The following is a 17867-nucleotide window of genomic DNA, read 5'->3' as shown; positions in this document are numbered from 1 at the left end:
GGGATACGATCATGGAATTGAACCAGAACTTCGCCGGCATCGACATTCGCGCCGAGATCGAGCGCCTCCGCAAGGAAAAGAACGCGGTCATCCTCGCGCATTACTACCAGAAGCCCGAGCTTCAGGATCTGGCTGATTTCGTCGGCGACAGCCTTGATCTGTCGCGCAAGGCCGCTGCCACCGACGCCGACGTAATCGCGTTCTGCGGCGTGCGGTTCATGGCCGAGACCGCCAAGATCCTGTCGCCCGACAAGATCGTCGTGCTTCCCGACATGGACGCCGGGTGCAGCCTGGAGGATAGCTGCCCGCCTGAGCAGTTCGCCGCGTTCCGCGCCAAGCATCCGGATCACATCGCGCTGACCTACATCAACTGCTCGACCGAGGTGAAGGCGCTCTCCGACATCATCGTCACGTCGTCGTCGGCGGACACGATCCTCGCGCAGATCCCGCCCGAGCAGAAGATCATCTTCGGCCCCGACCGCAATCTCGGCGGCTATCTCGCGCGCAAAACCGGCCGCGACATGCTGCTGTGGCCGGGCGTCTGCATCGTCCACGAGGCGTTCAGCGAAACCGAGCTTATGAAGCTCAAGGCGCAGCATCCCGGTGCGCCTGTGGTGGCGCATCCCGAATGCCCGCCAATCATCCTCGATCACGCCGATTATGTCGGGTCGACCCGCGGTATCCTCGATTACGCACTGGCGATGCCGGGCGACACGCTGATCGTCGCGACCGAGCCGCATATCATCCACCAGATGGAAAAGGCGTTGCCGAACAAGCGCTTCATCGGTGCGCCGGGGGCTGACGGCAACTGCAACTGCAACATCTGTCCGTACATGGCGCTCAACACGCTGGAAAAGCTGTACGTCGCGTTGCGCGATCTGGCGCCGCGGATCGAGATCGAGGAGGGGCTTCGGCTACAGGCGAAGAAGAGCCTCGACCGCATGTTGTCGATGGCGTCAAACACGGTCGGGAAAGGTGATCTCGGGCCGCAATAACGGCTGAGCCCGGACGGTCGTCGATCGGGCTGGATGATCCCGGCCCGACACGGTCATCTCACGACAGGCTCAAAGCGCCGTTTCGTCGGCCGCGTTCAACTGGGCGAGTGCCTCGTCGATGTGGATGGCAGCAAGCGGCATGTTGAGCGCGTCGGCCAAAGCAAGCGCTTCGTCGAGCAGGGCGTGCAGGCGTGCGGTATCGGCCATCGTCGTGGTGGGCATCAAAATATCCTCGGGTAGTGACCGGCCAACCCACGACGTTTCGAATTGTTCCAATCGCGGAAAATAATTCGTTCAGGCGAATGACGTGTGAAGTCACTGGTCGCGCCGCGCGTTTTTTGGCACCGCGCCCCGAGCATATCTCGACGCATGATCCGGAGACGACAGGTGAAGACAGCATTGCCCGAGTCGTTCGATATCGACGCCTTCGTCGCAGCGACGCTCGCTGAGGATCTCGGTACGATCGGCGACATCACCTCCGCCGCGGTCATTCCCGCCGATGCGCGGTTCACCGGCGTCATGGACAGCCGCGATCCGATCGTCGTCGCCGGCCTCGATCTCGCCGAGGCGTTCTTTCGCGCGCTGGACCCGGACGTGCGGATCGAACGCCTCGTGGCCGACGGTCAGCAGGTCGCGGCCGGCACCGAACTCATGCGGCTCGAAGGGGCAGGGCGTGCGATGCTGACGGCTGAGCGGTCGGCGCTCAACACCGTCCAGCATCTGTCAGGCATCGCGACGATGACGCGGACCTATGTCGATGCGATCGCGGGCACGGGCACGATCCTGCTCGACACCCGCAAAACGATTCCCGGCCTGCGCCTGCTGGAAAAATACGCGACCCGGATGGGCGGTGCGCAGAACCACCGCATGGGGCTGTGGGATGCGGCCATGATCAAGGACAATCACGTCGCGGTCGCCGGTGGTGTCGCCGAAGCGGTCCGGCGGGCCAAGGCTGCGGGCATCGCGCAGATCATCGTCGAGGTCGACCGGATCGACCAGATCGAGCCGGCACTCGTAGCGGGGGCGACGCACCTGCTGCTCGACAACATGCCGCCGGCGACGTTGCGCGAGGGCGTGGCACGCGTCGCCGGTCGCGTTCCGACAGAGGGATCGGGCGGCGTCAACCTCGATACGATCCGCGGAATTGCAGAGTCAGGCGTCACCTATGTGTCGGTCGGCCGCTTGACGCAGTCGGCGCCTGCGGCAGATATAGGGTTGGACTTCGCGACCGCCGAATAGCTCCGCCATATCCGGCGCGGGTCTTCGGCTGGCCAGGTCAGGGAGTAGGACCATGATCAGGCCGGTTGCCATCGTTCGCTACGAACGGCTCTACTGGGCGGCGTTCATACTGGATTCGGTCGTCACGGCGATGACCTGGACGGAGCGCGAGACGATCGTCACCGCCACTCCGATCCTGGCCAAGGCGACGTGGATATTGCCGACGTTCCAGGCCATCGGGATCGCGGTGACGGTCCTGCTCTGGTATTTCACCGCGCGCGCGCCGAGCGTCGTCGCCAAATGGGTGGTGGTCGTCCTTGCCGCCTTGTCGGCGTACGCCGCCGTCCAGTCACTGGGCGCGCTCGCCACCGGAAGCGCCATTCTCGGCACCGCGACGGTCCTCGCGCTGATCGCAAACGCGCTCTACGTCGCGGCCACCGTCCACCTCTTCCTGCCTGCCAGCAAAGCCTGGTTTGATACGGATACCGACGAAGGAGCCGTCGCATGATCTCCAGACTGACCCTGGGCCCTGTTGCGCTGGCGATGGCGATCGCGGTACCGAGCGTCGTGCAGGCGCAGGCCTATCAATGCTCGACCCCGGCCTCGGTCGAGCGCGTCCGCCCGGACCTGCCGTCCGAAAGCCAGCCGAAGCGCGATATCCCGATCGGCAGCTACACGCTCGCGATCACCTGGGCGCCGCAATATTGCCGCGACAATGGCGACCGCGCAGGATCGGCCTTCCAGTGCGGTTCGGGCAACCGGTTCGGGTTCACGCTCCACGGGCTCTGGCCAGACGGCGTCGACAAGGACTGGCCACAATATTGTCGTGCGGCGCAGTTCGTGCCGCCGACGGTGATCCGCGCGCATCTGTGCACGACGCCGTCCGCGCAACTACTCCAGCACGAATGGGCCAAGCACGGCACCTGCATGCCCGGCTACCGTCCCGCCAAGTATTTCAACCAGTCGGCCGGGCTGTACGGCAAGCTCCGCTATCCCGACATGGATGCCTTGTCGCGCGCGCCGTTGACGGCAGGGCGGTTCGCTGCGGCGATGGCGGGCGTCAATCCCGGCCTGAAGGCGGAGATGATGCGAGTCACTGCGTCGAAGCAGGGTTGGCTCGACGAGGTCTGGATCTGTCTCGACCGCCGCTTTCGCTACCGCCGCTGCCCGGTGCATCAGGGGGGGCTGAACCCGAGCGCGCCGCTTCAGATCTGGCGCGGGAGCCGGTAGTCGGTACGGGATTGGCGTAACAAGACCCTTCACCGAGACCCGTTCGTGCCGAGTAGCGACCGGGTAGAGCCGCGGGAAGCGTATCGAGGGCGCGTATAGACTTGCGACAACCCGTCCTTCGATACGCCGTCCCGATACGCTCCGTTGGAGCTACTCGACAGCTACCCGACAGCTGCTCGGGACGAGCGGAAGGCTGGCGGAAGGTCTGCCGAAAGGCGGACGGAAGTTAGAAGGAAGGCTTGCGGAAAGGCGGGCGGATAGGCCTGCGGATAGGTGGGTGAGCGTCGGTTACCGCCGGTCCCGCACCCAAACCAACACCGCGGCCAGCACGCCGACGCCGGTCCCGATCAGAAACCCCGGCGTCGCCTGCCCGATCGCAAAGCCGATTCCCGCGCCGCCGAGCATGCCAAGCGCAACGAGGAACCCGCCCGCAGCGCTCGGATCCTTGTGGGGGGGGGGCAGGGTGTCGCGGGAATTCGGGTCGGGCATGATCATGCCTTGCCATGCGCCGCCGCTGGACGCCAGCCACACGCAAGGGCTGTTCCCGTACCCGGATGAAACGTGGCAGAAATACGGCGTTAGATACTGTTCCGGAACGACAAGCCCGGCTAGGAGCCGAACATGGTATTCCGCGTCGGGCGAGCCGGGCCGGCCGCCGCCTTTTTCGTTTTGACGACAGCCGGTGCGGTATCGGGTGCGGGCGTGCCAGCCGCAGGCGCACAAGCCGCGCCTGCTCCCGCCCAGATCCCCGCCAATTCGCAAGCGGAAGCGACCGCCGACACGCCGATATCGCTCGATCCCAATTCCCCGCTCGCTGCGCTGCCAGATATCGGCGTCGCCTGGCCCGATCTCGCGGCATCGCCGATGGACCCGGCGGCCACCATCGCTGCCGTCGATGCCAATGCCGAGAGCCGCTACGTCTGGCGGATCGACGGCATCGGCGGCATCGACGACGCGCTGTTGCGCCAGCGGTTCGCTGCACTGTCGACGCTCGACGCGAACGATCACCAAGCCGCCAACGCCGCGCAACTCGATCGCCGGGCGCGCGAGGACGCCGACCTGCTCAACAGCCTGCTTCGTGCGCAGGGCTATTACGACGCCACCGTCGTCACGCGGGTCGAGCCTGGCGCCAAGCCGATGGTCGTTCTGTCGGCGACTCCGGGCATGCTTTACACGTTCAAGGGGGTGACGATCGACGGCATCGCCGCGGCGGGTGACAAGGCACCGGAGCTCGTGACCGCGTTCGGCGTGAAGCCCGAGGATCCTGTCAACTCCGATGCGATCGTCGCAGGGCAGGCCAAGCTAACGACGCAGATCGGCCGGGAGGGCTTTCCGTTCGCCAAGGTCGGCGATCCGGCGATCGTCGTCGATCACGCCACGCGCACCGCGACGCTCGACCTGTCGGTACAGCCCGGCGGCGCGCGAAAATTCGGCCAGGTCATCGCGCTGCCCGGCAACCGCGTGTTCGACGCGGATCATGTGGCGGAGATTGCGCGATTCTCGCCCGGCGACCTGTACGACGCGACCAAGCTCGACGATCTTCGCCGCGCGCTGATCCAGACCAGCCTGGTGTCCTCGGTCGATCTGAAGCCAGTGCAGGGGGGCACGCCCGACACGGTCGACGTCGCGGTGAAGCTTGACCCTGCGCCACCCCATACCGTCGCAGGCGAGCTCGGTTACGGCACCGGCGAAGGCGCGCGCGCGGAACTCAGCTGGACGCACCGCAACCTGTTTCCACCCGAAGGTGCGCTGACGCTGCGCGGCGTGCTGGGGACGCAGGAACAGCTTGGTTCGATCGTGTTCCGGCGCAACAATTTCCAGGCGCGCGACCGGGTGCTGACGCTTCAGGCGTCCGGCGTGCACACCAACCGCGACGCCTATGACGCCAAGACGTTCTCGCTCGCGGGCAGCCTGGAGCGGCAGACCAACATCTTCTTCCAGAAGACCTGGACGTGGTCGGTTGGTGCCGAACTGCTGGCGTCGGACGAGCGCGACGTGATCCTGTCGACCGGCGCGCCACGCCGCCGCACGTTCTTCATCGGCGCGCTGCCGACCAGCCTCAATTACGATGGCTCGGACGATCTGCTCAACCCGACCAAGGGCTTCCGCCTTGGGGGGCGGCTCAGCCCCGAGGTGTCGCTGCAGGGCTCGGTGTTCGGGTATGCGCGGACGCAGTTCGATGGGAGCGTGTACCAGCCGTTCGGCGAGCGCGTGGTGCTCGCCGCGCGCACCCGGCTCGGCACCATAGTGGGCGCGCCGCGCGATCAGGTGGCGCCGTCGCGGCGCTTCTATGCGGGCGGCGGCGCGTCGGTGCGCGGTTATGGCTATCAGGCGATCGGTCCGCGCGATCCCAACAACGATCCAATTGGCGGGCGCAGCCTGACCGAATTCTCGATCGAGGCGCGGGTGCGCGTCCTGGGCAGTTTCGGGATCGTGCCGTTCCTCGACGCGGGCAATATCTACACCTCGCCGCTGCCCAAGTTCACCGGGCTGCAATACGGCACCGGAATCGGCGTGCGCTATTATTCTAACTTCGGCCCGATCCGCCTCGACGTCGGCACGCCGATCAACCCGCAACCGGGTGACAGCCGCATCGCTGTGTACGTGTCGCTGGGGCAGGCGTTTTGAGCGACGATTTCGTACCGGAGCCGCCGCTTCGCAAGCGTCGGATCGCGTGGTGGCGGTGGATCATCGGCGCGGTGATGACGCTGGTCGCGATCGTCGGCGCGGCGTTGCTGATCGTCGACACCGGCATCGGCCACCGCTTCGTGGCGGATCGCATCGCGGCCATCAGGACCGCGAACGGGCTGCGTTTCACCGTCGGACGGATCGACGGGTCGCTGTACGGCGATACCCGGCTGATCGATCTGCGCGTGTACGATCTGGAGGGCCTCGTCTTCCAGGCGCCCAACGTCACCCTCGACTGGTCGCCGTTCGACTGGTTCTCGAACCGACTCGAAATTCAGCGGCTGATCGTCGATCGCGCGATCCTGACGCACACGCCGCGGACTCGCCCGTCACAGACCCGTGGCCCGATCCTGCCCGATTTCGATATCCATATCGGCCAGCTGTCGGTCGGGCGGCTGACGCTGGCGAAGCGCGTGCTGGGGACGCAGCGGATCGGGACGCTCGACGGGCGCGCCGATATCCGCTCGGGCCGCGCGCTGGTCGACCTGAAAGCCCGCGTTGCCGGCAGCGACGATCTGAAGCTGCGGATCGATGCGGAGCCTGCGCGCGACTGCTTCGACATCGACGTCGCCGCAAAGGGGGCGGCCAACGGTGTCCTCGCGCGGATGGTCAAGGCGAAGGGCCCGGTCGCGCTCGCGGTCACCGGCGACGGCAGCTGGGCGAAATGGAGCGGCCGCGCGAACAGCATGATCGGGACGACCCGCGTCGTCGACCTCGCGCTCGCCCAGGTTGCGGGGCGCTACACGTTGTCGGGTACGCTCGCGCCGTCGCCGCTGCTGAAGGGGCGGCTGCAACGGCTGACCGCACCGCGCGTGCTCGTTAACGGCAGCGCGACGTTCGCCAACCGCCGGCTCGACGGCGCGGTGTCGCTGCGCACGCCGGCGATCGCGGTCGATACGACGGGCATCATCGATCTCGGCGCCAACGCGTACCGCGACGTGCGGATCAAGGCGCGGCTACTGAAACCGCCCGCGCTGTTCGACAACATGAGCGGGGCGATGGTCGAACTCCGCGCAATTCTTGACGGGCCGTTCGCGACCGCGGCGTTCGACTACCGCCTGGACGCCAGCCGGTTCGCATTCGATCAGACCGGGTTCGAGGACGCGCACGCCGCGGGCAAGGGGCGCCTGTCCGCGGCGCCCGTGACGGTCCCGATCCGCTTTACCGCGGCGCGCGTGACGGGGGTCGGCAGCGTGGCGGGGGGCATCCTGCGCAACCTGTCGGTCGACGGACTGCTCCGCGTGACGCCGACGTTGCTGACCGGCGACGCACTGCGGCTGCGGTCGGACAAGCTTGCCGGCAGCATCAATCTGGCGGTCGACCTGCGCAACGGCCAGTTCGAGGTCGGTATCAACGGCGGGCTTGGGCGGTATCTGATCCCCGGCCTCGGCATCGTCGACGTCAAGTCCACGCTGCGCGTCGTGCCCGGCCCTAACCGCCACGGCACGCGCGTGATCGGCCAGGGCAGCGCGCAGATGGTGCGGCTCGACAACGCGTTCTTCCGCAGCCTGGCGGGCGGGTTGCCGCGGATTACCACCAATCTCGAACGCACCACCGACGGCGTGCTGCACTTCACCAACCTCGTGCTGACCGCGCCGCAGATCCGCCTGACCGGCAACGGCTATCGCAGGCGCGACGGGACGTTCCACTTCGAGGGCGGCGGGCGCCAGCAGACATATGGTCCGGTGACTCTGAAACTCGACGGCCAGATCGAGAAGCCGACGCTCGACCTCGTCTTCGCCAGTCCCAATGCGACGCTCGGCCTGACGAACGTCCGCGCGCATCTCGATCCGACACCGCAGGGCTTCGCGTTCACTGCGGCGGGCGGATCGCGGCTCGGGCCGTTCACGACCAATGGCGCGATCCTGTTGCCGCCGGGCGCCGGCGCGACGATCCAGGTCGCGGCGTTGAACGTCGCCGGTACCAAGGCCAGCGGTTCCATCGCGGTGGTCGATGGCGGCTTCAACGGACAACTGGCGGTCGCGGGCGGCGGTATCTCGGGCGAACTCCTGTTTCGTCCGGTCGGCACCATCCAGCGAATCGAAGGCCATCTCGCCGCCAAGGCCGCGACTCTCGACACCGTCGCGCTGCGCCAGGGCAAGCTCGATTTCGTCACATTGCTCGATCCCGCTGGCACCTCGATCGAGGCGACCGCGACCGGCCTCGGCCTGCGTCACGGCGCGCTCAGCCTCGCACGGTTCAACGGCGCGGCGTCACTCAGAGGCGGGATAGGCACGATCAAGGCATCGATCGCCGGCTCCCGCGGCCGCGCGTTCGATATCCAGAGCGTCACGCAGGTCACCGCCAACAGCTATGCGATCGCCGCGCAGGGCACGCTCGATGGCCGCCCGCTGAAACTGCTCACGCCCGCGGTGCTGACGCAGGCCGAGGACGGCTGGCACCTCGCGCCGACCAAGCTCAGCTTCGGCGGCGGCGAGGCGCAGGTCGGCGGGCTGTTCACCGGCACCACCACCGCGATCGATGCAAGTCTGACGCGGATGCCGCTTGCCCTGCTCGACATCGGCTATCCCGGCCTCGGGCTCAGCGGCTCGGCGTCGGGGCGCCTCAACTTCGCCACCGCGAACGGTGCCGCGCCGACCGGCAAGGCCGACCTCACCATACGCGGTCTCGCCCGCGCCGGCCTCGTCCTGTCGTCGCGTCCGATCGACGTCGGCGTCGCCGCGGTGCTATCGCCCGACAAGCTTGGGGTGCGCGCGGTGATCGCGTCGGGCGGCAAGGCGATCGGCCGCGCCCAGGCGCAGCTTGCGCCGCTGGGGCCCAATTCCGGAGGGGGCGACCTTGCCGCGCGCATCATCAACGCGCGCCTGTTCGGGCAGCTGCGGTACAGCGGCCCGGCCGACACGCTCTGGCGGCTCACCGGGGTCGAATTGTTCGACCTGTCGGGCCCGGTCGCGATCGGTGCGGACGTCGTCGGCACGCTCGCCAACCCGACGCTGCGCGGCATCGTCCAGGCAAACGGCGCGCGGATCGAGAGCGCGACCACCGGTACCGTGCTGTCCAACGTCCAGGCGAGCGGCCGCTTCGGTGGTTCGCGGCTCGTGATCGATCGGTTCGGCGCGGACGCGGGCAAGGGCGGGCGCGTTACCGGCACCGGCCAGTTCGAGTTCGCTGCCGCCAACGGGGTCGGCCTCGACCTGACGCTGCAGGCCGACAAGGCGGTGATGATCAACCGCGACGATATCGGCGCGACCGTGTCCGGGCCGCTGACGTTCAAGTCGAACGGCTCGGGCGGCACGATCGCCGGCGACGTGGTACTCGACAAGAGCCGCTATCGCCTCGGCCAGGCGACCGCCGCGAGCGCGGTGCCGCAGCTCAACATCCGCGAGATCAACCTGCCCGACGGCGGCGAGGAGGTCGAGGCGCGGACCAAGCCCTGGACGCTGGCAGTCAAGGCACGCGCGCCGAACCAGGTGATGGTGAGCGGCCTGGGGCTGACCAGCGAATGGTCCGCCAACCTCCAGATCGCCGGCCAGCCCGAGAACCCCGCGATCACCGGCCGCGCGACGCTGATCCGCGGCGATTACGAATTCGCCGGTCGGCAGTTCGAATTGTCGCGCGGCGTGATCCGGTTCGACGGACAGGTGCCGGCCAACCCCGCGCTCGATATCGAGGCGAATGCGGATTCGACCGGGCTCAGCGCGTCGATCCGGGTGACCGGCTATGCGCTGAAACCCGAGATCGGCTTCACCAGCACGCCCGCTCTGCCCGAGGACGAGCTGCTGTCGCGGCTGCTGTTCGGCACCTCGATCACCAATTTGTCGGCGCCCGAGGCGTTGCAGCTGGCGGCGGCGGTGGCGGCGTTGCAGGGCGGCGGAAGCGGGCTCAACCCGATCAACGCGGTGCGTCGCGCCGCAGGGCTCGACCGGCTGCGAATCCTGCCTGCCGATCCGCAGACCGGGCAGGGGACGTCGATCGCGGCGGGCAAATACGTCACGCGCCGGCTGTATGCGGAGATCGTCACCGACGGGCAGGGCTATTCGGCGACCCAGGTCGAGTTCCAGGTCACGCGCTGGCTGTCGCTGCTGTCGAGCATCTCGACGCTCGGCCGCCAGAGCGTGAACGTGCGCGTGTCGAAGGATTATTAAGGGACATTCCATTGCTCGGATCCGATCCCTGCGAGGCAGCACCGCCCCGGCGAAGGCCGGGGTGCAGGTGGAAACGCCGTCGTGACGCAGGACATTCCTTGGGTATTTTCGTCCCCCAACCGGGCCCCGGCCTGCGCCGGGGAGGTGACCCTTGCCCGGCTGCACGGTAAGGGCAGGCTTTCGGTTTAGGACCCAGTCATGAAGCCCGTCATCTTCGGCCTGTCCGGCCTCGTCCTCACGGCTGCCGAGCGCGCGTTCTTCGCCGCGTGCGAGCCAGCGGGCTACATCCTGTTCAAGCGCAACATCGTCGACCGCGCGCAGGTCCGCGCGCTGACGGATTCATTGCGCGCGCTGGCTGGACGCGACGATCTCGCGATCCTGATCGACCAGGAGGGCGGGCGCGTGGCGCGAATGGGCCCGCCCGAATGGCCGGCGTTTCCGGCGGGGCCGGTGTTCGACGCGGCGTATGAGCGCGCGCCCATGACCGCGATCCAGGCGGCGCGCGCGAACGGGCAGGCCCTGGGGGTGATGCTCAGCGAGGTCGGCATCACGGTCGACTGCGCGCCGCTGCTCGACGTGTCGCAGTCCGACACGACCGAAGCGGTGGCGTCGCGTGCGTTCGGGTCGGACCCGATGCGGGTGGCGGCGCTCGGCCGCGCAACGCTGGAGGGACTGGCAGAGGGCGGCGTCGTCGGCGTGGTGAAGCACATGCCAGGTCATGGCCGGGCGAAAGTCGACACGCATCATCACCTGCCGACCGTCACTGCGACCGATGCGGAGTTGGAGATCGACCTCGAACCCTTCCGTACACTTGCCCGGGCGCCGATGGGGATGACATCGCACATCGTCTTCGATGCTTGGGACGCCGATCGCCCCGCGACGCTGTCGCCGATCGTGATCGAGCGGATCATCCGCCAGCGGATCGGCTTCGACGGGCTGCTGATGACCGACGACATCGACATGAAGGCGCTGTCCGGGACCGCGGGCGACAAGGCCGCAGGTGCGATCGCGGCCGGCTGCGATCTCGTGCTCGACTGCTGGGCCCGCATGGACGAGATGGTCGAGATCGCGGGACGCCTGGGGGAGATTTCGGAGGCGTCGCGGGATCGGCTCGATCGGGCGATGGCGTCGGTCGGGACGGGTAAGGGCGACTTCGCGGCGCTAATTGCTACGCGGGATACGTTGCTGGCGCGGGTTTGAAATGACTTGCGGGTAGTAGAGCGCGCTCCGTAATTCACTGCCCCGGCAGAGGCCGCTCGCCAACCGGAAAGGTCAAGGTAACGGCGCGCAACGTCAGTTAGCAACGTCCCCCAATTGGGCCCCGGCCTTCGCCGGGGTGGCCTTCACACATTACGCCAACCCCCGCGCCCGCTCGTCTTCCCGCAACGTCAGCACCTCGACGCCGTCCCTCGTTACCGCCACCGTATGTTCGAACTGCGCCGAAAGCTTGCCGTCGTCGGTTACCACCGTCCACCCGTCATCCTCGGTCGAGACCTTCCGCGTGCCCTGGTTGATCATCGGTTCGATCGTGAAGACCATTCCCTCGCGCAGCATCATGCCCGTGCCTGTGCGCCCGAAATTGAGCACTTCTGGGTCCTCGTGCATCTCGCGGCCGATGCCGTGGCCGCAATAGTCGCGGACCACCGAATAGCCGTTCTTCTTCGCATGTCGCTCGATCGCGAAGCCGATGTCGCCAAGGTGCGCGCCCGCCCGGACCTGCCGAATGCCTTGCCACATCGCCTCCTGCGCGACCCGCACCAAGCTCTTGGCGGCGGGCGGCGGGGTGCCGACCACGTACGTCTTGCTGGAATCAGCGATGAACCCGTTCTTCTCCAAAGTGATGTCGAGGTTGACGATGTCGCCATCGTGCATGACGTCATGCGCGCTCGGCACGCCGTGACAGACGACGTGGTTGATCGAACTGTTCAGGACGTATTCGAAGCCATGTTGCCCCTTGCTCGCGGGCCGTGCGGCGAGGGTGTGTGTGATGAAGCGGTCGACCATGTCATTGACCTGTAGCGTCGACCGCCCCGCGAGATCTTGCGCGTCGAGCATCTCGAAAACCGAGGCGAGCAATGCGCCCGATACGCGCATCAGTGCCAGTTCGGCCGGCGTCTTTACCATCTCAGGCAGCTGCAGTGTCGCAGACGCGGAACGAGGCCGCGGCGAGTTGCGCGGTGACGATATCGTTGAACGAGAGCGTCGGGTTGGCCTCGGCGAGCATGCCGATCTTCATCCAGAACTCGGCCTGCGCATTGATCGAGCGGCACAAGACCTGGCTCGCGCGCCGCGCGTCCTCGTGCAGCGCGTCGTCGATCTTCACGATACCCATACCATCCCCAATACCATGTCGACCATATGGAACGTATACGGTTCGTATGACGACGCGTCAAACGTCATGGCTGGATGCCCGGCGGCGCGCACTGTAGCGTCCCGCGATGGACGACGCGCAACTGACCCTGGACCTCGACGGATGGGAGGGGCCGCTCGATCTGCTGCTGTCGCTTGCACGCGGGCAGAAGGTGGATCTGCGGAAGATCTCGATCCTCGCGCTGGTCGAGCAGTATCTGGCGTATGTCGACTCGGCGCGTGCGCTGAAGCTCGAACTCGCCGCGGACTATCTCGTGATGGCGGCGTGGCTCGCTTATCTGAAGTCGGCGTTGTTGCTGCCACGCGATCCGCTCGCGGAGCCCGATCCCGAGGAGCTCGCGCTACGCCTGCAACTGAGGCTTGAAAGGCTGAGCGCGATGCGGGAAGCCGGCGCGCGGCTCGTGGCGCGCGACCGGACCGGGCGCGACGTGTTCCTGCGCGGGGCACCGGAAGGGTTGCGGACGGTACGCAAGACGTCCTGGCAGGCTGAGATTTTCGACCTGATCGCTGCCTACGGTCGCATTACCGCGCGGACGCGACCGGTGATGCACGTCGTTGCCGACCGCGAGGTGATGACGCTGGAGGCGGCGCTCGAGCGTGTGTCGATGCTGGTCGGCGAGCGGATCGACTGGAGCGTGATCGAAAGCTTCCTGCCCGAAGCGGGCGAGCGTCTGAGGCGATCCGCGCTGGCGTCGAGCTTCGTCGCGGCACTCGAACTCGCGCGACAGGGCAGAATCGAGCTGCGGCAGGCGTCACCCTTCGCGCCGCTGTATCTGAGAGCCCGCGCGTGACTCCGCCCAACGATGTCATACGCGCCGTCGAGGCCGTCCTGTTCGCGGCCGAGGCGCCGCTGACGATCGATGCGATCCGCGCGCATATCGACTCCGGCGACGTCCGCGCGGCCCTCGACCGACTGACCGCCGACTATGCCGGTCGCGGTATCAACGTCGTTCGACGCGGCGACCGCTGGCAGTTCCAGACCGCCTCCGACATGGCGCACATGCTCCGCCGGGACCGCGAGGAACCGCGCCGTCTCAGCCGCGCAGGAATCGAGACGCTGGCGATCATCGCCTATCACGAACCCGTGACGCGCGCCGAGATCGAGGCGATTCGCGGCGTACAGATCTCCAAGGGGACGCTCGATGTCCTGATGGAAGCGGGCTGGGTGAAGCCAGCCGGGCGCCGCGAAGTGCCGGGACGTCCGCTGATGTTCGCGACGACCCCGGCATTCCTCGTCCATTTCGGCCTCCAGAGCCGCCGCGACCTGCCGGGAATCGACGATTTGCGCGCCGCTGGACTGCTTGATCCGGTCGATCTTGCCTTCGACCGGCTCGACGACGGCGAGGGGCATGACGGGGATCGCGGGGAGGATGGCGCGGAGCATGGCAAGATCGCTGGCAAAGCGGCCGGATGAGGCCTAGATAGGGTTCAGTTTCCAGGAGAATTGCCATGGGCGGTTTTAGCCCGATTCACTTGCTCGTTCTCGCGGTCGTCGCGATCCTCCTTCTCGGCGGTGGCCGATTCTCGAACCTGATGGGCGACGTCGCCAAGGGTGTGAAGAACTTCAAGAAGGGCATGTCCGAGAACGACGACGAGACGCCTGCCAAGCCGTCGGCCCGGATCGAGGCGCAGAAGACGGCCGATCCCGCGTTCGATCGCGACGGCAATCGCGTCCGTGACGACCGTCCTGCCTGAAGCCGGCAGAGTTGACGACCCTAGATAGGCGCGGCTGAATGTTCGATATCGCGCCCTCCGAGTTTCTGCTCGTGGCCTTCGTCGCGCTTGTCGTGATCGGTCCCAAGGATCTGCCCAAAGCGATGCGCGTGGTCGGCTATTGGGTCGGCAAGGCGCGGGGCGTCGCACGGCAGTTCCGCTCGGGCTTCGATTCGATGGTCCGCGAGGCCGAACTCGAAGAGATGGAGAAGCGCTGGGCGTCGGAAAACGAACGCATCATGCGCGAACACCCGCAGACTGGCGCCGACGCGGCGGCGGATACCACGCAGGTCGTGCATTCGCCGGAGACCGAGGAGCATCGGCGGGATTATCGGTCCACCGACTATTCCGACGATCATACGAGCGAGCCGGTGATGGTCGAGAAGCCGGTGGTTGCCGCCGCGCCGAGTCACACGTCGCCGGTGGCGTCCGAGCAGGATCACCATCCGGTCGCCGATCGCGGCGCGGACCTGTTCGATTCGCCGTTGGATACGTCAGGGTCGACCGTGCGTCATCCTGACGACAAGACCGGCAAGTCCGACGTGGCGTCATCATGATCCGACAGGGCATGAGTGAACAGGGCATCATCGCAACGCCCATGACCGCCCCCTACACTGCCGAAAGCCAGACATGAGCGAGATCGACGAAAGCCGGGCACCCTTGCTCGACCATCTGATCGAGCTGCGGCGGCGGTTGCTTTACTGCATCGCCGCGCTGGTCGTGACGTTCGCGGTAGCGATGTACTTTGCCGAGAACATATTCGGCTTTCTCGTTCACCCGCTGCTTGCGGCCGGACAGAACAAGGTCATCTATACCGAGATCTTCGAGGCGTTCTTCGTCCAGATCAAGGTGGCGTTCTTCGCCGCGATGATGCTGTCGTTCCCAGTGATCGCAAACCAGGTATGGCAGTTCGTCGCGCCGGGTCTCTACAAGAAGGAACGCGGCGCGCTGTTGCCGTTCATTCTTGCCACGCCGGTCCTGTTCCTGACCGGCGCCGCGATGGCCTATTACGTCGCGATCCCGATGGCGTTGCACTTCCTGCTCGGCTTCGACGGAATGGTCGGCGGTATCCACCGCGAGGCTCTCCCGGCGATCGGCAATTATCTGTCGTTCACGATGCAGTTCCTGTTCGGCTTTGGAATCTCGTTCCTGCTGCCGGTCCTGCTGATGCTGCTGGAGCGCGCGGGGATCGTTACGCGCAAGCAACTGATCGGTGCGCGGCGCTACGCGATTGTCGCGGCGTTCGCGATCGCAGCGGTACTGACGCCGCCGGACATCGGGTCTCAGCTGTTGCTCGCGATCCCGCTGGTGATCCTGTACGAACTCGCGCTTATCGGCATCTGGTTCACCGAGCGCAGCCGGGCGAAGGCCAAGGCCGTAGAGGGCGACGCCACCGACATCGTCGAGAGCTGACGTAGCGCCTGCTTCGACCTGAAACCCAAGCGGATACGAAAACGGGGCCCGGTGCATGTGCACCGGGCCCCGTATCATTACCATAAGCGCAACGGCTTACTTGGCGTTGTCCGCGGTCTTCGCGACGGTCTTGCCCGCCGAGGCCACGTCCTTGCCTGCGCCTTCGACCGTGTTGCATGCCGACACCATCAACGCGCTGGCCACAATCGCCAGTCCAACCAACTTACGCATGATACTTCCTCCTAGAAGGGCTTGAATGCCACCGCTGGTGGAATGTTCGGGCACGCCATTCGTTCCGCTTACGGAACCAACGCTCAGCAGGAAACGGAAATTTTTGGAATAAAGGCCCGGTGACGCACCAGGGGGGGGAGGGTGCGCTACCGGGCCTGTGTTCTGGATAGCGAGAGCGGGGGGCATAAAGTCGCTATCCGAAGTGTAGAACGGCAACGGCGATAGTCGGTTCCCGCTTTTCTTCGAATCCAGTCAATTAATTGCATCGTTTGATTTGGATCACAGCGTTTGCCGGACGCGGCTAGTCGCGACCCGTAATGGCGAACGCGATCTCATAGGCGCCGACCAGGGGGTCATGGTGCAACGGCGACCGCAATTGGCGTGAAAGGCCTTCCATTACGCGACCATAGCGCGACAGGGCCTCGCGGAACGCATCGCTCTCGACCAGTGCACGCGACACGACACGCAGCAATGCCCTATCCGGCTTGTCGGCAAGCTTGTCGGCAGGTTTCACCACGATCCGGATCTGTGCCGCTGGGTCGCAGCTCGTCGCGAGTTCGATCGTTTCCGTCACCAGAAACGCCAACGCGACCGCGACGTCCTGGTTGACAAGGTACGGATCGATATCGAGCGTGATGCCCAGGCCGTGCGAGCGATCGGGGGCAGTCGCACGAATATTGGCGGAGAGCTCGCCGATCATCGTGCGCAGGTTCAGCCCGCGGTTTTCCTCGAGTTCGGCGAAGTGATTGCGGTGAACCACGGCCAGCGCATCGACGCGGCGCTGGATCGACGAATACGCAGCCGTGGCGTCTGCGCTGGGCGCGCTGCGGGCGTGGAAGTTGATCAGGCTGGAAATCACCTGGAGGTTGTTCTTCACCCGGTGGTGGACCTCGCGCGTGAGCTTGGTCTGGCGCACGAGCCCGTCGGCGAGACCGGCCTCGTGCAGTGCAACCGTCCGGCTGATCGACTGGAAGGTTTCGCCCAGCTCGCGGATCTCCTGCGCGGGCAGGGTATGAACGGTGCCGAAGTCGAGCTCCTCGCCCGGGGTGAAGGCGGCTACCGCGCCGCGCAGCCGGCGGAGCGGACGGATGAGCAACCGGTCGACCACGAACCACGCGATGCTCGCCGCGGCGATCCACATGAGCAACGGCAGCAGCATGGCCACGATCAGCGACGACGTCACCGGCGCGCTGCGGATGCTCGTCCGCAAGGCGAGCCCAGCGACGCCGAGTTCGGTTCGCATCGTCTCCATGCGATCGAGCGGCCGCTCGTCGGCGATCGTCTCGAGGTGCAGCGCGTCCTCGTCGAGCACGATCGCGCTGCTGAACGCGGATGCGCGGGTCGACGGGCGCCCGATCTTTTCGAGGAAGGCGCGGGGGAAGTAGGCGCGGGCGGACGTGTCGCCGCTCGGGCCGGAGATAGCGAGGATCAGCCCGTTATCGGGTACGATCGCCGCGGCGACGGGCATGTTCTCCTGCCGCACGGTCACCGGATTGGGCAGCGGGACGCCGCACAGGACATGGCCGGCACGATCTGAGATAATGAAGCGCGTACCAGCGGAGGATTGCTGCGCGAACACGCCCTGGGCGCGCGCGCAACTCGGTGCATCCGCGGGGTCGGTTCCCAGCGCGTTCACAGCAACGCGCAACGCCGTCATGTCGCCCACGAGTTCGATGGCGATCGCTCTGGCACTCTCGTCGGCGGTGACGCGCAAGCGCGCCCGCGCTTCGGCATCGGCCAGACGCGTCGTCTGCAACGTCGCGAACACCGCGATCAACGCCAATGGCAGCAACGCCGCGCTGATGATCAGGAAAAGCTTTGCACCCGTCGGTAATCTGGCCATCGCGGACAGCAATCGACGGTCACTCGACGGTGCCGGCTCCGAGGAAGTGATATCGGGGGC

At 66.5% G+C, this 17867-nt stretch carries 18 protein-coding genes; 12 read left to right on the top strand and 6 right to left on the bottom strand.

The window, feature by feature from the left end; translation table 11 throughout:
- The first annotated feature begins 11 nt into the window (after positions 1-11).
- On the top strand, positions 12-995 hold the full coding sequence (nadA, locus tag HMP09_RS07040) for a quinolinate synthase NadA (protein ID WP_176499779.1): 984 nt from the start codon (positions 12-14) through the stop codon (positions 993-995).
- Positions 996-1064: 69 nt separating this feature from the next.
- Here the strand turns inward: nadA and HMP09_RS07035 are convergent, their stop codons facing one another.
- Positions 1065-1217, bottom strand: a complete 153-nt coding sequence (locus HMP09_RS07035; RefSeq protein WP_176499778.1) for a hypothetical protein — start codon at positions 1215-1217, stop codon at positions 1065-1067.
- A gap of 165 nt (positions 1218-1382) precedes the next feature.
- Here HMP09_RS07035 and nadC point away from each other — a divergent pair, with 165 nt between their 5' ends.
- From nadC to HMP09_RS07020, 3 genes are read left to right on the top strand one after another with little or no spacing between them, the layout of a single operon-like run.
- The gene (nadC, locus tag HMP09_RS07030) at positions 1383-2234 is read left to right on the top strand and encodes a carboxylating nicotinate-nucleotide diphosphorylase (protein WP_232090746.1); all 852 of its coding nucleotides are present in this window, start codon (positions 1383-1385) and stop codon (positions 2232-2234) included.
- 52 nt (positions 2235-2286) lie between these two features.
- The gene (locus HMP09_RS07025) at positions 2287-2721 is read left to right on the top strand and encodes a hypothetical protein (RefSeq protein WP_176499776.1); all 435 of its coding nucleotides are present in this window, start codon (positions 2287-2289) and stop codon (positions 2719-2721) included.
- Positions 2718-3443, top strand: a complete 726-nt coding sequence (locus HMP09_RS07020) for a ribonuclease T2 family protein (protein ID WP_176499775.1) — start codon at positions 2718-2720, stop codon at positions 3441-3443. The genes HMP09_RS07025 and HMP09_RS07020 overlap by 4 nt, the downstream gene beginning before the upstream one ends.
- A gap of 288 nt (positions 3444-3731) precedes the next feature.
- On the opposite strand, the gene HMP09_RS07015 is transcribed toward HMP09_RS07020, so the two are convergent.
- Positions 3732-3932: a hypothetical protein gene (locus HMP09_RS07015; RefSeq protein WP_176499774.1), complete on the bottom strand. Its 201-nt coding sequence runs from the start codon at positions 3930-3932 to the stop codon at positions 3732-3734.
- Between the two features lie 132 nt (positions 3933-4064).
- Between HMP09_RS07015 and HMP09_RS07010 the strand changes: the two genes are divergently transcribed.
- The 3 genes from HMP09_RS07010 (at position 4065) to nagZ (ending at position 11437) form a co-directional block, all read left to right on the top strand.
- Positions 4065-6071 carry an autotransporter assembly complex protein TamA gene (locus HMP09_RS07010; protein ID WP_176499773.1) on the top strand — a complete coding sequence of 669 codons (2007 nt, stop codon included), beginning with the start codon at positions 4065-4067 and terminating at the stop codon, positions 6069-6071.
- Positions 6072-6145: 74 nt separating this feature from the next.
- The gene (locus tag HMP09_RS07005) at positions 6146-10237 is read left to right on the top strand and encodes a translocation/assembly module TamB domain-containing protein (RefSeq protein ID WP_176501620.1); all 4092 of its coding nucleotides are present in this window, start codon (positions 6146-6148) and stop codon (positions 10235-10237) included.
- A gap of 198 nt (positions 10238-10435) precedes the next feature.
- A complete protein-coding gene (nagZ, locus tag HMP09_RS07000) occupies positions 10436-11437 on the top strand; it encodes a beta-N-acetylhexosaminidase (protein ID WP_176499772.1) in 1002 nt (333 codons plus the stop codon).
- Between the two features lie 150 nt (positions 11438-11587).
- On the opposite strand, the gene map is transcribed toward nagZ, so the two are convergent.
- Together map and HMP09_RS06990 are read right to left on the bottom strand one after the other, a co-directional pair.
- Complete coding sequence (gene map, locus HMP09_RS06995) at positions 11588-12361, bottom strand: type I methionyl aminopeptidase (protein ID WP_176499771.1); 774 nt, start codon at positions 12359-12361, stop codon at positions 11588-11590.
- A 1-nt stretch (position 12362) separates the two neighbouring features.
- The gene (locus HMP09_RS06990; RefSeq protein ID WP_176499770.1) at positions 12363-12569 is read right to left on the bottom strand and encodes a ParD-like family protein; all 207 of its coding nucleotides are present in this window, start codon (positions 12567-12569) and stop codon (positions 12363-12365) included.
- Between the two features lie 106 nt (positions 12570-12675).
- Between HMP09_RS06990 and HMP09_RS06985 the strand changes: the two genes are divergently transcribed.
- The 5 genes from HMP09_RS06985 (at position 12676) to tatC (ending at position 15733) form a co-directional block, all read left to right on the top strand.
- Entirely contained in the window at positions 12676-13398 is a 723-nt protein-coding gene (locus HMP09_RS06985) for a segregation and condensation protein A (RefSeq protein ID WP_176499769.1), read from the top strand.
- Positions 13395-14021 carry an SMC-Scp complex subunit ScpB gene (scpB, locus tag HMP09_RS06980; protein WP_176499768.1) on the top strand — a complete coding sequence of 209 codons (627 nt, stop codon included), beginning with the start codon at positions 13395-13397 and terminating at the stop codon, positions 14019-14021. The genes HMP09_RS06985 and scpB overlap by 4 nt, the downstream gene beginning before the upstream one ends.
- Before the next feature lie 35 nt (positions 14022-14056).
- On the top strand, positions 14057-14302 hold the full coding sequence (locus HMP09_RS06975; RefSeq protein ID WP_056055794.1) for a Sec-independent protein translocase subunit TatA: 246 nt from the start codon (positions 14057-14059) through the stop codon (positions 14300-14302).
- A 38-nt stretch (positions 14303-14340) separates the two neighbouring features.
- A complete protein-coding gene (gene tatB, locus HMP09_RS06970) occupies positions 14341-14877 on the top strand; it encodes a Sec-independent protein translocase protein TatB (RefSeq protein ID WP_176499767.1) in 537 nt (178 codons plus the stop codon).
- 73 nt (positions 14878-14950) lie between these two features.
- Complete coding sequence (gene tatC / locus HMP09_RS06965; protein WP_176499766.1) at positions 14951-15733, top strand: twin-arginine translocase subunit TatC; 783 nt, start codon at positions 14951-14953, stop codon at positions 15731-15733.
- 96 nt (positions 15734-15829) lie between these two features.
- Here tatC and HMP09_RS06960 read toward each other — a convergent pair whose 3' ends face one another.
- Both HMP09_RS06960 and HMP09_RS06955 read right to left on the bottom strand, forming a co-directional pair.
- On the bottom strand, positions 15830-15964 hold the full coding sequence (locus HMP09_RS06960) for an entericidin A/B family lipoprotein (RefSeq protein WP_056055798.1): 135 nt from the start codon (positions 15962-15964) through the stop codon (positions 15830-15832).
- A 301-nt stretch (positions 15965-16265) separates the two neighbouring features.
- Positions 16266-17807 carry a sensor histidine kinase gene (locus tag HMP09_RS06955; protein WP_176499765.1) on the bottom strand — a complete coding sequence of 514 codons (1542 nt, stop codon included), beginning with the start codon at positions 17805-17807 and terminating at the stop codon, positions 16266-16268.
- Positions 17808-17867 lie beyond the last annotated feature (60 nt).

It is taken from the genome of Sphingomonas sp. HMP9 (assembly GCF_013374115.1).
GTDB lineage: Bacteria > Pseudomonadota > Alphaproteobacteria > Sphingomonadales > Sphingomonadaceae > Sphingomonas.
The sequence above is the reverse complement of the archived record's forward strand: the minus strand, read 5'-3'. Positions and strand labels throughout refer to the sequence as shown.